Below are 14,384 nucleotides of genomic sequence, written 5' to 3' on the forward strand. Positions count from 1 at the left end.
CGCAGGAGCTCATCGTCGCATGAGCCCCTGCGCCCTAGTGGCTGGATGCGCGGTGCGTCACGGTAAGACACCCGTGGTTCCTTGGCCGCACGCGGAAAAATAGGATAGACGCTCGCGGTTCGAACATGTGATAAATACAGCTGTCGGATGTTTCCGGATATGGACATGTCCTGGTAACTTCAGGGATAGACCGTGCCGGCCATGTACGGACTTTTCATTTTTTTGGTGTTTGTCTGGAGCATGGCACCGGGCCGTGCCGAGTCCGGTGCGGCTGCTCCGCCTACTGAGGCCTTCTCCTCACTCCCTCGCATCGCCTCCATCCAACTCTCTCCATCGGGCCGGCACCTCGCGGTGCTTCGCCACTACGAGGGAAAGACCTCCCTGGAGACTCAGACCCTTACCGGGGAGGAGTCTCATCGCGCCGTCATCACCGACGATCAGGAATCTCTGATTACCTGGTTTCGTTGGGTCAACGACGAGCGGCTGCTGGTCAGTATTCAATTTGCCACCACGCGCGACACGATCGATTCCGTCGAAACCAGACTGATGGCGGTCAACCGGGACGGGACGCAGCAGACGCCCAACCTGTTCAAACAGGCACCCTTTCTCTCCATCTTCGGAAAGAAGCATTTTCCGCAGATGCAGGATCGTATCGTGGGCCTCATTCCGGGTGATTCCAGGCATGTCCTGATTGCGCTCGACCTGGAGCGTCAGTACTCTCCAGATGTCTATAAGGTGGATGTCTATTCCGGAGAGCGGCAGTCGGTGCAGGTGAATCCAGGATTGCAGCCCGGCCCCCATACCATTTCGCAGTGGATCGCCGATGGTCAGGGGCACGTGCGGGCCGGAGCCGGTCAATTTCAGACCATGGTGCATGTCATTGTGAAGCAGCCGGAGTCCAGCTTGTGGCGAGACCTGGCGCAATACGATCTGGCGAAAGAAACCGGTCTGGTCCCCTTGGGATTCGATGCCGATCCTGCCTGGCTGTACGTGAGAGACCAGCATCAGGGCAAGGCTGCTATCTTCAAGGTCAACGTCGTCGATCGTCGCGTGGACCGGATTCTCGTCGCCGCCGATGCGAAGCATGATCTGACCGGTGAGTTGGTGTATGTGCCGGGACGCAAGAACGTGGTCGGGGTTCGGTACAGCGCGGCGGACGAGCGGGTGCTCTTCTGGGACTTCGATGCGCAGCGGCTACAGGCCCGCATCGATCGGGCGATCCCGGGGCGTGTCAATGTGATTCATAGCAGCAGCGACGGCGGGCGGCTTCACATCGTGAAATCGAGCAGTGTGGCGCATCCTCCGCAGTGGTCTCTCTTCGACGAGCAGGACGGTCGGATGCTGGCGATCGGGAAGGCCTATCCTGGTCTTGAGGGCACCGTATTAGCGACGTCACGGGAGACGTTCCTCACGGCGCGTGACGGAAAAGAGTTTTCTGCATTCCTGACTGTTCCGAACGATCGTGCCCCTCGTGAACTTCCGTTGATCCTGTTCCCCCATGGAGGACCGGCGTCGCACGGCCGTGACTGGTTCAATTATTGGACGCAATGGTTTGTGAGCCGTGGGTGGGCGGTGCTGGCACCGCGGTTTCGCGGGACCGAAGGGTATGGCGACGAGTTTCTTCGTACCGCGTTCCAGCGCTGGGGGTTGGAGATGCAGGACGATGTGACCGATGCGGTGCAATGGGCGATTCGCTCCGGCCTCGCGAGCGCACACCGGATCTGTATCGTCGGATCGGGATATGGAGGGTACGCGGCCTTGATGGGCGTGGTGAAGACGCCGGACTTGTATCGGTGCGCCGTCAGTTTGGGCGGGGTGACCGACCTGCCGCAGGTCGTGTCGAACAGCCGGTGGTACTTGAATCAGAAACCGGCCGCCGGGTTGCGGAGCGGTTCCTGGTGGAGCGACCGCGAACGGCTCCGCGACACGTCGCCCGTCGCTCATGCGAAGGAGATTCGCACCCCGCTACTCCTGATGCATGGCGCCATGGACCGAGCTGTGCCGGTGTCGCAGGGCCGCGACATGGCCGAGGCGCTCAAAGCCGCGAACGTGACGACCGCTCGATATGTGGAGCTCCCGTTCGCCGATCAGGTGCTGCGTCGTGAGCCGGATCGGATTGGCGTGTTCAAGGAACTGGAACAGTTTCTCACCTCTCACCTCGACTGAATTCCCCTCGCTGTCGTATCCACAGGCATTCGTCGATTGAACAGGGGCGGAGTAACCCACTAGCTGGCCTGCTTGACGTGCTACGCGGGCGATTGTGTGTCAAGCCGCTCAGAAATGGAAGTTCAATCCGACCGTAAACATGTGCCCGCTATCGTCGAAGGTCTTGTCTCTCAAGGCCACATTCTTGGATTCGAGCTGCTCGATCCACAGGTATCGATACGTACCATCGATGGAAAGGCCTCGACTGAGCCACCACTGTAGCCCTCCGCCGGCATGCAGACCGAATCGATGCTGGGAGTCCTTGAGTTGATCCGACGATTGCACCATGGTGTAGTACCAGCCGGCGCCCCCCAGCACAAACGGGCTGATCGGTCCCTTTGGAATCAAATAGACGAGGGCGGAGAGTTGCACGGGGACCGTCCAGACCTTGGTGTTGCCATCAGACCTGTTTCTCCGCGCATCCGCCGAGGCTTCGATCGCCAGGATATCGCCGAGGTGGAGCCGCGCTTGTGCTCCGCCGAACGGCTGGGAGCTGCCGTCCTTGGGGTCGATCGCGGCAAAACGCGGACCGATCGACAAGCCGCCTCGATTCCACTCTGACTCTTCCGCTCCGGCAGGCATCGCGTCGAAAGTGAGTGCTGCACCGACGAACATCAACACCGTGGCGACTTTCATGCGCATGGACATCTTCATTAGTGCCTCCTTTGTTCTGGGCGCACCCAGTCATGTGCCCGTTGCATGGTTAGACGAGCGAACAGCGCGGGCGTAAACGATTCTTGAGACGGGTGTCGTGCGCCTGAATCGAGGGGGTCTGTGTCATGATGCGACAAGCTAAGGGAGCTGCCTCCGGTCCTGCCGCAGCACCGTTGTTCGGTGTGAGCGCCCCCCTCGCCAAATGATTCCTGGCCGAGGGTTCCCCGGTCCTCATGCCCGGCCTGCTGTATGCTGGCGGGGGACCTGGCCTCTTGCTTTGTGAATGGAGGATGAGGCGAGGGGTGCCGTCATCATTCTGCTCAGCGTCGGCCTAGTCGGATGGTGGCGTATTTCGCCACGGCACCGTTTCGTGTCTGATTTCACGCATCGTCACTCCCACACACAGCTCGAGGCTCGATGAATCGTGTCGTTTTGTAGTATCGAGCGGCATCCGTCGGTAGCGCCTGAAATGGCGAGTCTGTTACATCATGCGCATGCCGATACGGGTTGAAGTTCATCACAAATCAAGAATCCTCGCGGGCCTGTTGCTCGCGATCGGGCTGGCGCTGGCCTGGATGTCCGTTACGCCGACTGGCGCACTCAATTGCCTGCATTGCGTTCTGGCGCAACGATGGGTGGAGGCGACCGTTTCCGAACGGGACCATCGGCAATCGGAGCCGCAAGCAGACATCTTCGCCCATGCTTCCAACCGTACCGCTTCCGATCCTGTCCGGTCCCTTCATCGTCTCATTGCCGATCATCGGCAGGCGATTGCGTCGGGAGAATCACCGCTCGGTGATACCTCCGCAGCCATTGTGGGCCGTTGGAGCGTTCCTGCGTGGCCGGTGTTCACGCGCCGGCTGCTCCGTGATGGCGCGTCGCCGTTCGTTGCTGATCGCAACTCACACATTCTCGGCTTCCGCGCACCTCCCTCGCTGATCGCCACGTAGTTTCTTCTTCATCTCATCAACCGCAGCCGCCGTGAAAGCGCTTGGTTTGGGCGACCTCTGCCCAGGCTACGCATCGTCTACGAGGGGAAGGACCCTGTGTGATGAAAGTGTTGTCGCTCATACAGACCGTGGAGACGCAGTACCCGGGTGGCCGACCGGAATGGCTCTACCTGCCGAAGAAACCGACCAGCACCTATACAATCTGCCGGCGCGATGTTCCCGGGCTCAGCCTGATACTGAGCCGGCGATGTGTGCTGGTGGATCGATACAGCGGCGAAATTGTGCACGTGCAAAGTCCGGAGCGCGGCACGGCCGGAGACCACTTTATTCAATGGCAATGACCGATGCACTCGGGACAGATCTTCGGTCTGACCGGGCGCTGGATCGTGTTTGTCTCGGGTCTGATCTGTCCACTCCTCTTCATGGCCGGCTGGTATCTGTGGCGGCGGAAGCGTCCAAGGAATCTCCGATCACCGAGACGGTAACGGTCCCGGAATGTAGGAAAGGAGCAGGTGATGGCAGGTTTGAAGGAAGCCGTAGAGTACGGCGTGATCGGGCTGTTGATCGGGTTGAGCCTGTGGGCGGTGGCCGTGGCCATCGAGCGCTGGTGGTGCTACCGGAACATCGACGTGCGAGGTTTCGCCTCGATCGAGGAGTGTGAAATTGCGTTGACCAGACGGTTGGTGGTGATCGGAACCGTGGCGGCGAATGCGCCCTATATCGGGCTGCTCGGGACCGTGTTGGGCATCATGCTTACCTTTCATACCATGGGGACGTCCGGCGCGCTGGCTGTCACCACGATCATGATCGGCTTGAGTCTCGCGCTGAAAGCGACTGCGGCCGGGCTTGTCGTCGCGATTCCCTGCGTCGTCATGAACAACGTGCTCCGGCGACGGGTCAGCGAATTGCTCGCACAGTACAAGGCCGACCATGGAACGTGAAGTCGATCAGATCAATGTCATTCCGTTGGTGGACATTATGCTGGTGTTGCTCGTGATTGTGCTGACTACGGCCACCTTCATCACGACCGGACAGATTCCCGTCAATCTTGCGAAGGCAAGTTCGTCGAGTGAACGGCACGATCGACTGATTGTCGTCACCGTCACAGCGGAGGGCGGCCTGTTTGTCGATGACCGGGCGATCGGCGAGCAGCAACTCGCCCTTGCCCTGGCGCCTCATCCCCGTCACTCGCCGGTGCTGGTTCGCGCCGACAAGGTGACGCGGCTGGAACGATTTGTGGGCATCGTCGACCACATTCGCGGGCTTGGTTTTCAGCTGGTGAGTTTGGAAGTGATACGGGCGTGACAACTCTCGCCGGGCTTCGCGCGCAGGCAACGAAAGGAAGAGTGGATGATATCAGTCAGAGTCGTACAGAACGGAGTGGTGGGGACCATGCTCCTGTGTGGAATGCTCCTCAGTCCCGCGTGGGCCCAGAGCGACGTGCCGTCATCGATGTCTGGCACGATGGAATCAGAGGCGGCGTTGCGTGAGCGGCTTCAGCACAATGTGCATGAGCGGGAGCAGTTATTGCAGCAATTGGAAGACCTTAGCCGCACGCGCGACGAGACGTTGCCGAAGGACGAACGGCCGCAACTCTATCGGGAAACGACCGACGCGGCCGCCGAAGGCGGAGCCTCCCAGGAGACGCCCGTCTATGAGTTGGCGGACATCAGCATCGTGAGCAAACGGGTACAAAAGCATCCGGAGGGGCTGGCTTTCTCGGCGACCCCGCGTTCGGAAACCGATTCGCAACCGACGCGCACGATGAAGGAGTCCATGGAGTCGCTTCCTGGCGTGATCCTCCGATCCGCCAACGGTCCGCGCGATTTCGGGGTGTCGATTCGAGGGTCGGGTGTGAAAACGACCGGCGTCGTGCGCGATCTAAAGTTTTACGAAGACGGCATCGGCCAGACGCAATCCGACGGGTTCTCCCGCCTGGATATGCACGACCCCTGGTTCATGCAGAGCGTGGAAGTCACGCGCGGCGCGGCGTCCTCGCTGTATGACAACGCGGCGCTTGGCGGCATGATCCATTTCAAGACGCGGCGCGGTTCCGACATCAACGGCCTCGAAACGTTTCTGAGCGGGGGCTCCTACGGCTATCAGAAGTATGGCGTCGCGATCGGCCGGGAATACGGCGATGTGGACGTGGCCTTGTTTGCCAGTCAGGTTTCCGAAGACGGCTATCTCCGACATAGCGATTACAACACGCAAACGGTGAATCTGAACTTTCGATTCAAGTTGGGAGACAAGGACAATTTCTATGTGAAGGCCGTGACGAACGCGTTGAATGCGAACGTGCCGACGCGGTTGACACTCGCGCAATTCAACGCGGATTCCCGGCAGGCCGGAGGCACCGGGCTTGGCAACGATCCACTACGTCTGGCCCAGCGGCGTCTTGATCGGCGGACCGTCATCGGCGGTCTGTATGAACGCCAGATCGACGCCAATACCGTGTTTCTTTTGGAAGCCGATTACGATGTGCGCGACATCAATCAGACCTTCACGCAGATCAATGACGCGTTCTATCCCAACTTCAAGGGGTATGCGGATCTTCGCCATGACGGCCGTCTGGGAGAGATGCCGCTCAGGAGTTATGTGGGATTCTTCGCCAATAATATGGAGCAGGAATCGCAAACGTTTGAGAATCTCGGCGATTTCCGTGGGTCCCGTGGCACGCTGGTGCAGAACAGCCGCGGCACTATTCGCAACATCGGCGGACGATTGCGGGAGGAGTTGGAGTTCATCCCGAAGTGGACCTTGGCGGCGGGTGTCGGATTCCAACAATCGCAGATCAGTGTGCAGACGATCAATTACACAGCCGGGGCCCTCGGCTCGACCCCCGGAGCCGATCGCACCTTTTATAACTGGGCGCCGGAGGTTTCCCTGTCCTGGAGACCCACTGAACAGTATCGCCATTGGGTGCGGGCCTCGACCGGATATTCCGTGCCGGGCTTTGCCAATTTGACCACCGGCCTGGATGGATTAGCGGGAACGAATTTTTCGATCAAGCCACAGAAGAACTACAATTTCGAAATCGGGACCGACTCGAAACTTCACAGCACGTTCAGCGTCCAACTGGTCGGGTTTTGGGTGCTCGTGAAAGATGAAATCATCACCCAGGTCAATTCGACCACCGCAGGCGCCTTTGCGATCAATGCCGACTCCTCTCAATACCGGGGCATCGAGGCTAGTTACGATTGGCGGCCGTCGCCCGGCTGGCGTTTCTCCGGGGCCTACACCCATATCGATGCCCAATATATCAACTTCGCTGATCAGTTCAGAGTGAACGGGGCAGGCCCGATCACGCAGATTTTGCGGGACGGCAAGCAGGTGCCCAACGTGGCGCGGGACGTGCTGAATTTTAAGGAGGAGTACAACCATCCCTCCGGATGGGGCGGCTGGTTCGAGACCACGTATTGGAACAGCTATTTCTTGAACAACAACAATACCGTGGGGGCGCCGGCCTATTGGTTGCTGAATGCGAATCTTCACAAGACGGTCGAGTTCAGTCCTACCTCGTGGTTCCGCTTCGCGAGGTTCTATCTGCAGCTCGACAACCTCGCGGACCAGCGATACGTCGGCTCTGGCGGCGTCATCGCCGACAGCACGCCCGATGCGAATAAGACATTGTTTTTCGCGGGCTACGGGCGAGCGATCTACGGCGGCGTGACGTTGGGCATGTTCTGATCAGTGGAGGCTGTCGTCGTCCAGTGCTGTCGGCCTACTGGCGGCGACGTAACCAGCGCCTTAAAAAGGAGTGGGAGGGAGTCCGCACTGTCGCATCCGTGGGCAGGGGGCTGTAGCCCAGTTCCTGCGTGGTATCGCGGGCGTGGCTTTCAGGAAGGTAGTTTGGAAGTCATGAAATAATGAGGTGTCAGATTCACTCGCCCGAGTCTGTCGGGCGCTGTAGGCGTCACGAGTAATAGCGGGTTTCATCCACGGGAGGTGGCGAGGAGCTGTCTCCTGCTTGTTTGGCACGGTCCCGCGCCGCATACATCGATCCACGCGCCGATTGCTGGGGTGCGAACCGCAGGAATCCGAGATCGCGTACCATGTCATCGTAGACCGCTTCCATCCCGCCACGCATGAAGTAGGTTTCGTGCCAGAATCCGGTTCCCCCGGAATTCTTCAAGAACGCCTGCCACCATTGACGGTGTGGATCGGACCGGGCCCACCGTTCCAGCGAGGCGAAGTCTCGCCAGTATTGGCGCATCCCGACATGTGGCGGCGCGAGGGACCACAACAGGTTTTCGTGCAGGAGTAGGCCCTCTGGGTTGGCGTCGACAGAACGTGCGATCTGCGGTCCAAAACCGAACAACGTCTTCAGGCCGGTCAGCCGGTTGACCCGCATCCCCAGGTAAATCACAACGAGGTCAGGATAGGCGGACAGATCAACGGTGCGCCGATCAACGCGGACTGACATGGCTGGTCTCCCTTGAGTGTGGCGATGCGACTATGCCGGCTGAAGTCTAGCGAAGGGGGCTCAGGCGGTCAACCATGTCGTGGGCCTCACACCTAATCGCTGCATGCGCACATTTTGTAGCACGCGTGGGCATCCGTCGGTAGACAACGTATGCAGAACGGCGTAGTTGATATGGCACGTGAGAACTCTCAGATTATGAACCGACAGCCCTCCAAAACCTTCGCCGGTCTCCTCGCACTCGGCATCGTCTGCGTGTATATGGCGTTGGCCCTTGTGGCGCCGGGTTGTTCGTTCGCGCATGCCACTCCGTCGGACAGTCCTCATCAGCATTCAGGCACGGAATCCCATTCGACCCTCTGCTCCTGGGCCTGTCAGGCGACATCGGATGTCGTCATCATTTCACAAGGGGATGTGGGCACGGTCTGGGTTGCCCAATCTCAAGCGTTGAGTGCTCCTCCGCTCCTCCTGCCTTTCGGGGACCCCTCGTGCCTTCAGGCCCGCGCGCCGCCGATCCCCGTGAGGGGATAGTTCGGGCGGGGCGCGCGTCGCCACCGATTCATCGCACAGTGGAATTCGATCCCGTCGTCCAGGCTAAGAGGACGGACGGGGGTGTATCGGTCCCGTGTTCCGCCATATCCGGGCGTTCGGCCCGAGCTATTTCACTTAAGCAGGTTGAGTTTGAGGATGGGATTGCCCTCCGATCCCGGACAACCGGCAGCGCAGGCGCCTTCCTTGTGAGCTCCGCTGTCGGTTCCCACGACGGAACTGTGATGCGCTGCGTCGGTTCTGAATGGTGGACCCGGTTGTGCGGGAGGCTCGTGCCCCTTCCTGCCGTTGGGGGAAGAGCGGTAGCGGACCGCTCCTATCCACCGCCAAGGTCTTGAAGGAGTGGGAGAGAAGGGGTGGGAGAGATGGTTGAACAGCCGCTGTTGCGCGTGAAGGAAGCGGCGCAACTGCTCCAGGTCAGCAAGTGGACCGTCTATCGTTGGGTCGATGAAGGACGGCTTCATGCCACGAAGATCGGTGGTGGCAGTCTCCGCATTTTTCGAGTCTCCGTGACAGCGCTGGTGGAAGGCAATCGAACGGATTCGCGTCCCCATGATACGACACTGCACCTCAAGGCGGTGCCGCTCAGCGGACGCAGAGCGACGAAACGATAGGTCGGCCGGAAACGGATCCTGGAGTTGTGCACCCTTCTTCAGGATCTGCCTCCCGGGGTGAGTGGGATGGCCTCCCCCTTCACCCCGGCCCCTCGGGGCTCTCTGGGCGGTCGGTGCGGGGAGGCGGGTGACAGGGAATGCATGGTAGGGAATCGACGAAGTCTGTGGGGAGAGTGGCGCACCATGGCTGATTGCACGAAGAAGAGCCTACAGTGGATACCCCTGGTATTGGCGGCCGGCATGGCCTTGTGCGGGGTTGATGGGAGCTGGGCTGCTGAGCCGGATGCCTGGGAGCAATTGTTTGCGGACGGTGTGAAGGCCAGGGAAGCGGCGCACTACACCGAGGCTGAGCACCTCTTGCAGCGCGCGCTCCGCGAGGCGGAGCAGGTCAGCCTCGACGATCCTCGCGTTGCCACAGCGGCCAACAATCTTGGATTGCTGTATCACGACCAGGGCCGTCTCCAGGAGGCGCAATCGTTGTACACCCGTGCGCTGACCATTTGGGAACAACAGTTGGGACCGGAGCATGAAGATGTTGCGGCGGCCTTAAATAATCTGGCGGAAATCGCCCATGTCGAAGGCGAGTGGGGCCGCGCGGAGACGTTGTATGAACGTGTACTCAGCATCGAACGCAAGGTGCTGGGCGCGGCGCACCCCGATGTCGCAATCAGCCTGAATAATCTGGCCGAGTTGTACCGCAAGCAGGGCCGAGAAACGGCGGCCGAATCGATGTATTCCCTGGCCCTGATTCTTATGGAAGAGGCCCGTGGGATGGATCCTCCGGATCTGGGACCTGTGCTCAACAATCTTGCTGTCTTGTACAAGGGGCGCGGTCTCTATGCCTGGGCGGAACCATTCTACTTGCGCGCGCTGAAGATGCGCCGCCTGCGATATGGCGATGAGCATCCGGCGGTGGCGATGAGTTTGAACAACGCCGCCTGCCTCTATCAGGCCGAAGGCCTCTACGCGTGGGCCCAACGATATTTCGATGAGGCATTGGCCATTGCGGAGCGGACGTCCGGCCCTCAGGCCTCTTTGACGGGCACGATTGTCGGCAATATGGCGTTTCTCGCCGATGAGCAGGGACTGTGGACCCAGGCGCAGTTGCTGTATCAGCGCGCGCTTGTGATTCAGCAGGAACAGCTGGGTGTGCACCATCCGATCGTCGGTTTATTGGTGGAGCGGTATGCGCACGTGCTTGCTTTCCTCGGGCAGCCGGTTGAGGCCGGATTGTTCGCCGCGCGGGCCGCATCCATCCGGGCAAGAGTGCAGCCTGGAGCCGTCCGGCAGGGTGCGTCCGCCTCTCAAGGCCTTGCTGTCGGTGCACTCACCCGATAGGCGGAGGCGTAAGAAAGGGAGGTGTGCTATGTCGATCCGTGGTGCAGTGGCGTTACCGCGTCGTGCGAGTAGCAATCAATCGCCGAATGACAGCGAGGGCCTCAATGTGGCCGTCGTCCGGCTGCTGTCGGTGGCCCTTGATCTCAGCGGGGGATGGTCGTCGACTCCGCCCACTGCCATTCTGCTCATTCCATTCGGATATCGCGATTGGCCGTCTGTCACATCCACGGTGGAGTCGCGGAGCGGGGCTCACACTCTGCGATTCTATGTCAGCCCCAAGGCACTTCTCACGCCGGAGTATGAATCGTTCCCCGTTGGAACCGTCTTTGTGGTGGAGTCTGAACCCAATTCGGTTGCAACCGGGTCATCTGGAGCCAGGCCTTCGGTGTTTGCGATGGAAAAGTGTGCCGGCCTGACGATGCATGGCGAGGGGGTCAGACAGGCCGAGTCATGGGTGTATGCGAGTTGGGATTCTGCTGGCCGGAACGCGAGGGCAGATCATGGACGTTGTGGCGTCTGCCGGTTGCCCTGGTTGACGCCCGCCGACTTTCGATGATCGGTGGACGGGGCTCGATGGTTGGACTGCGCTGACCACGCAGTGAGCTCCGATGAGGGAAGCGTACGCCCATGCGCTTCCCTCTCCCACCGTCTTTGGGGGCACGTGTTTCGTTCACATCGAGTCCCGCCCGATTGAGTGCTGGGGCTACGTATCACACAGGAGGAATCATCATGACGTTGTTACGTTCAGGCATCATGGCGTTTGCAGTGTCTGCGTTGGTGGCGGTTGCGCCGATGGGATATGCCCTGGCCGACGGCGGTGGGCACGTGAAGGAAACGATTGCGCACGCCAAGGAAGGCGTGGAGCATGAGAAGGAAGCCATCAAGCATCTGGAAGAGTCGGTCAAAGCCAGCAACGATCCGCATGCGAAGGAAGCGCTGGAGCATGCCAAGGAAGCCGTCAAACATGCGGAGGAGTCTCTGATGCATGCGGAGCAGGCTTCGAGCCACAAGGGGACCGGGAAAGGGAAGTAGGTCGTCTGTGTGACGAAGGGGGACGCGAGCACAATCCGCCGTCCCCCTTCGTTCCTCGCCGATGCCGCGCTCTGTGCCTCGTGGACTGACCTGCTCAATCCCACGAGACATGCGGCGCCCTGTCCAATCCGGCGGTCATTCGTGCCGCCCGGGTCGACGACACGATCCTGTAGCATCGGTAGGTATCCGTGAGCGTGCATCTGTAGACGATTGCGAGTGCTGGGGCTATAACTCGACTCCCTAGGAGAGGTCTCCCATGCGAAAACTCTTCGTGACCGTGGTTCAGATGCTCGTGCTGGCCGGCGGGTCGGGAGTGTGGGCCGCCGACGAGTCACTGGAGCGGTTGTTACGGGCGCAGGCGTTTAATCGGGAGTTTGAGGGGTTCGATTCGTACTATGTGAGGATCGAAGCGGATCAGCCCCAGCCCGACGGATCACATGAAGTGCTGGCGGTGGCCAGTGGAAAATTTTCGGACAATACCAAACGCATGAAAGTGCTGTTTCTCATCGTCGATGGTTACATTGTCGGTGGCCAGGTGTTGGAAGGCACCGGTCTTCCTCCTTGCCTGGCACAGGAGCATCGTCCGTCCTCATCTCTTTAACCTGACAGGAGGTTCTATGTTGAGCAGGATTGCGGTCCTTTTCCTGGGCGTGGTGGGTGTGTTGGCGAGTGGAACGTCTGCGTGGGCGCTGCAGGCCGGCGGGGTTGAAGTCGGTGACCTCGAGACCGGTTCCGTCGTGGGCCAGCCGTTCAAAGAGTTGGAAGTGGATGTGCAGTTGTACGCCGTTGAACTGGGTACGCTGAAGGCCTGGTATCCGCCGACGACGGTGATCGATTTCAAAGTCCGGCCGGGTCGCCCGCTGTTGATCAAGGTTACGAATACCACCGCGACGGAGCGAGGATTCCAAATGATCGACACCGTTAATGCGGCGTCGCCGTTTGTGTTGAAGGCGGAAGTCGTCTTGAAGCCAGGCGAGACAAAGTATCTCGGGATTCCGACGAGCGATTTGTTTAACCAGACCCAGGGCAATACGCTCGAATACCGCGATCAGCTCAACCCCAAACAGCCCGGCGGCAAGTTGGTGATGATCAAGTAACAGACCCCGTCTGTTGCGCGCAGGCACACGCCCCGTTCATCCTGATGGATGGACGGGGCGTTGTTGTATGGGCCTCGTTGTTGAATGGACTCACGGACAGATGGCCAAGGGCCTACCAGTAGTAGGGAAAGCGCCCATAGGGCCCCCAGTAGGGATGCCAAAAGGGACTGTAATACGGGTAGGGGCGGATGCGGGACATGTTCGAGTCTTGCGATGGAATCCAGGTGCGGAACGATTTAATGTCGATCACCGGATAGGTATAGTCGGTCTCGTCGAGCGGTAACGTTATGGACCCGGTGAGTTCGCCGGTGACGGTCAGGAACGTGCCTTGGGGAATGGTCGCAGGATCCAGAAACTCCCGCTGAATCGCGACAAAGCGCCCTTGTGATTTCGAGAGATCGAGCGTCGGTTGGTGCGAGTCGTTGAGCGGCAACTGCAGCACTTCAATCCGCGTGCCGTCTTTCATGCGTCGCGCGGCCAGCACCTGCCCCCCTAATATAAGGGACTGCCCCCTGAAGGATTCCGGGGTGGCCTTGATCTGAGCAAACGGCGGGGCCTGCTGGCCACCGTCGGGCGATTCAAGCGTGTCTCCGGACGAGGCGCAGGCCGCCAGAATCGCAACGAACCACAAAATGCCAATCCCCTGTAGAAGTTTCACTCGCATCGTTGGCATTATATCAGACGTCGAAATGGGCGAGCATTGTTTATAATGTCGAGAGGCTTGTTGAACCGAACCAAGTTTGAAAAAGGAGTGCAGCGTATGGTGAAGCGTCGTCTGTGGTGGGGAAGCGTGTTTATGGGGTTAGTTGCGATGGTGACCTTCGGGCCGGCGGGAGTGGCGCAGGCGGGGAAGCCGGAACTCAAAGGCAACTTCCAGGTGCTGAACGACGAAAAGTCGACGCATAAGCCGGGGAAAGTGCAACTGGTTGAATTCGCCGATTTTTATTGCCCGCATTGCCACCGATTCGACGGCGAAGGCCTCGCGATTCTGGAGAAGGAATTCGGCACGAAGCTGGAAGCGGTCATGGTGGGGTATCCGGTGATCCCCGGCAAGTTGCCGACGGCGTTCGATATGTATGAACAGGCGAAGACGATGGGCAAGGGGAGTGAAATGAAGCGGGCCCTGTTCCGGACCATCCATCAGGACAAGATCGGCATCATCGATAAGTCGATCCGCGAAGTGTTGATTCGCGAGGTGGGCCTTAATCCAGCCGCATTCGAAGAAGGCTTGGCCAGCGCCAAGCCCGCGAGAGCCTTCGAAGACGGACGGAAATGGGGCGATCGTATTAAGATTCAACAGACACCCACCGTCCTGCTCGACGGCAACATCAAGGTCGAACAAATTGACCCCGAGAATTTAAAGGTTATTATTCACAGCATTCTTGAGGGTGACAGCACGAAAAAATGATCGGAGCAAATAGCTGATGGCGTGTGGCTTATAGCAGGAGATAAGGGAGTGTGACGGAAGGTTCGTTTCTTTCGACTCTTGACCATATGCTATCGGCCATACGCTCTTCGCTTC

At 59.6% G+C, this 14,384-nt stretch carries 17 protein-coding genes; 14 read left to right on the forward strand and 3 right to left on the reverse strand.

Annotation, left to right across the window (positions count from 1 at the left end; translation table 11 throughout):
- Positions 1–201: 201 nt before the first annotated feature.
- Positions 202–2,166: a prolyl oligopeptidase family serine peptidase gene (locus V9G17_12405; GenBank protein ID MEI2753395.1), complete on the forward strand. Its 1,965-nt coding sequence runs from the start codon at positions 202–204 to the stop codon at positions 2,164–2,166.
- A 108-nt stretch (positions 2,167–2,274) separates the two neighbouring features.
- Here V9G17_12405 and V9G17_12410 read toward each other — a convergent pair whose 3' ends face one another.
- Positions 2,275–2,859, reverse strand: coding sequence for a porin family protein (locus tag V9G17_12410; protein MEI2753396.1), 585 nt, complete (start codon positions 2,857–2,859; stop codon positions 2,275–2,277).
- A 488-nt stretch (positions 2,860–3,347) separates the two neighbouring features.
- On the opposite strand from V9G17_12410, the gene V9G17_12415 reads away from it, so the two are divergent.
- The 5 genes from V9G17_12415 (at position 3,348) to V9G17_12435 (ending at position 7,499) form a co-directional block, all read left to right on the forward strand.
- A complete protein-coding gene (locus tag V9G17_12415) occupies positions 3,348–3,809 on the forward strand; it encodes a hypothetical protein (protein MEI2753397.1) in 462 nt (153 codons plus the stop codon).
- Positions 3,810–3,910: 101 nt separating this feature from the next.
- Positions 3,911–4,150 (forward strand): hypothetical protein, encoded by a 240-nt coding sequence (locus V9G17_12420; protein MEI2753398.1) that lies wholly within the window; start codon positions 3,911–3,913, stop codon positions 4,148–4,150.
- A 174-nt stretch (positions 4,151–4,324) separates the two neighbouring features.
- A complete protein-coding gene (gene exbB / locus V9G17_12425) occupies positions 4,325–4,750 on the forward strand; it encodes a TonB-system energizer ExbB (GenBank protein ID MEI2753399.1) in 426 nt (141 codons plus the stop codon).
- Positions 4,740–5,114 (forward strand): biopolymer transporter ExbD, encoded by a 375-nt coding sequence (locus tag V9G17_12430; protein ID MEI2753400.1) that lies wholly within the window; start codon positions 4,740–4,742, stop codon positions 5,112–5,114. Before exbB ends, V9G17_12430 begins: the two co-directional genes overlap by 11 nt.
- Positions 5,115–5,159: 45 nt before the next feature.
- Positions 5,160–7,499: a TonB-dependent receptor gene (locus tag V9G17_12435; GenBank protein MEI2753401.1), complete on the forward strand. Its 2,340-nt coding sequence runs from the start codon at positions 5,160–5,162 to the stop codon at positions 7,497–7,499.
- Between the two features lie 226 nt (positions 7,500–7,725).
- Here the strand turns inward: V9G17_12435 and V9G17_12440 are convergent, their stop codons facing one another.
- Complete coding sequence (locus V9G17_12440) at positions 7,726–8,235, reverse strand: DUF4188 domain-containing protein (GenBank protein ID MEI2753402.1); 510 nt, start codon at positions 8,233–8,235, stop codon at positions 7,726–7,728.
- A gap of 195 nt (positions 8,236–8,430) precedes the next feature.
- Between V9G17_12440 and V9G17_12445 the strand changes: the two genes are divergently transcribed.
- From V9G17_12445 to V9G17_12475, 7 genes are all read left to right on the forward strand, one after another.
- Positions 8,431–8,763, forward strand: coding sequence for a hypothetical protein (locus tag V9G17_12445; protein ID MEI2753403.1), 333 nt, complete (start codon positions 8,431–8,433; stop codon positions 8,761–8,763).
- Positions 8,764–9,146: 383 nt separating this feature from the next.
- Positions 9,147–9,395: a helix-turn-helix domain-containing protein gene (locus V9G17_12450; GenBank protein MEI2753404.1), complete on the forward strand. Its 249-nt coding sequence runs from the start codon at positions 9,147–9,149 to the stop codon at positions 9,393–9,395.
- A 183-nt stretch (positions 9,396–9,578) separates the two neighbouring features.
- Positions 9,579–10,733 (forward strand): tetratricopeptide repeat protein, encoded by a 1,155-nt coding sequence (locus V9G17_12455; protein ID MEI2753405.1) that lies wholly within the window; start codon positions 9,579–9,581, stop codon positions 10,731–10,733.
- A 28-nt stretch (positions 10,734–10,761) separates the two neighbouring features.
- Entirely contained in the window at positions 10,762–11,289 is a 528-nt protein-coding gene (locus V9G17_12460; protein ID MEI2753406.1) for a cytochrome P460 family protein, read from the forward strand.
- Positions 11,290–11,462: 173 nt separating this feature from the next.
- Positions 11,463–11,765, forward strand: coding sequence for a hypothetical protein (locus V9G17_12465; GenBank protein ID MEI2753407.1), 303 nt, complete (start codon positions 11,463–11,465; stop codon positions 11,763–11,765).
- Between the two features lie 256 nt (positions 11,766–12,021).
- A complete protein-coding gene (locus V9G17_12470; protein MEI2753408.1) occupies positions 12,022–12,366 on the forward strand; it encodes a hypothetical protein in 345 nt (114 codons plus the stop codon).
- A 16-nt stretch (positions 12,367–12,382) separates the two neighbouring features.
- A complete protein-coding gene (locus V9G17_12475; GenBank protein MEI2753409.1) occupies positions 12,383–12,862 on the forward strand; it encodes a hypothetical protein in 480 nt (159 codons plus the stop codon).
- Between the two features lie 112 nt (positions 12,863–12,974).
- Here the strand turns inward: V9G17_12475 and V9G17_12480 are convergent, their stop codons facing one another.
- Entirely contained in the window at positions 12,975–13,520 is a 546-nt protein-coding gene (locus V9G17_12480; protein ID MEI2753410.1) for a Slp family lipoprotein, read from the reverse strand.
- A gap of 102 nt (positions 13,521–13,622) precedes the next feature.
- Between V9G17_12480 and V9G17_12485 the strand changes: the two genes are divergently transcribed.
- On the forward strand, positions 13,623–14,270 hold the full coding sequence (locus V9G17_12485) for a thioredoxin domain-containing protein (GenBank protein MEI2753411.1): 648 nt from the start codon (positions 13,623–13,625) through the stop codon (positions 14,268–14,270).
- Positions 14,271–14,384: the final 114 nt, after the last annotated feature.

Source organism: Nitrospira sp. (genome assembly GCA_037045225.1).
Taxonomy (GTDB): Bacteria; Nitrospirota; Nitrospiria; order Nitrospirales; family Nitrospiraceae; genus Nitrospira_A.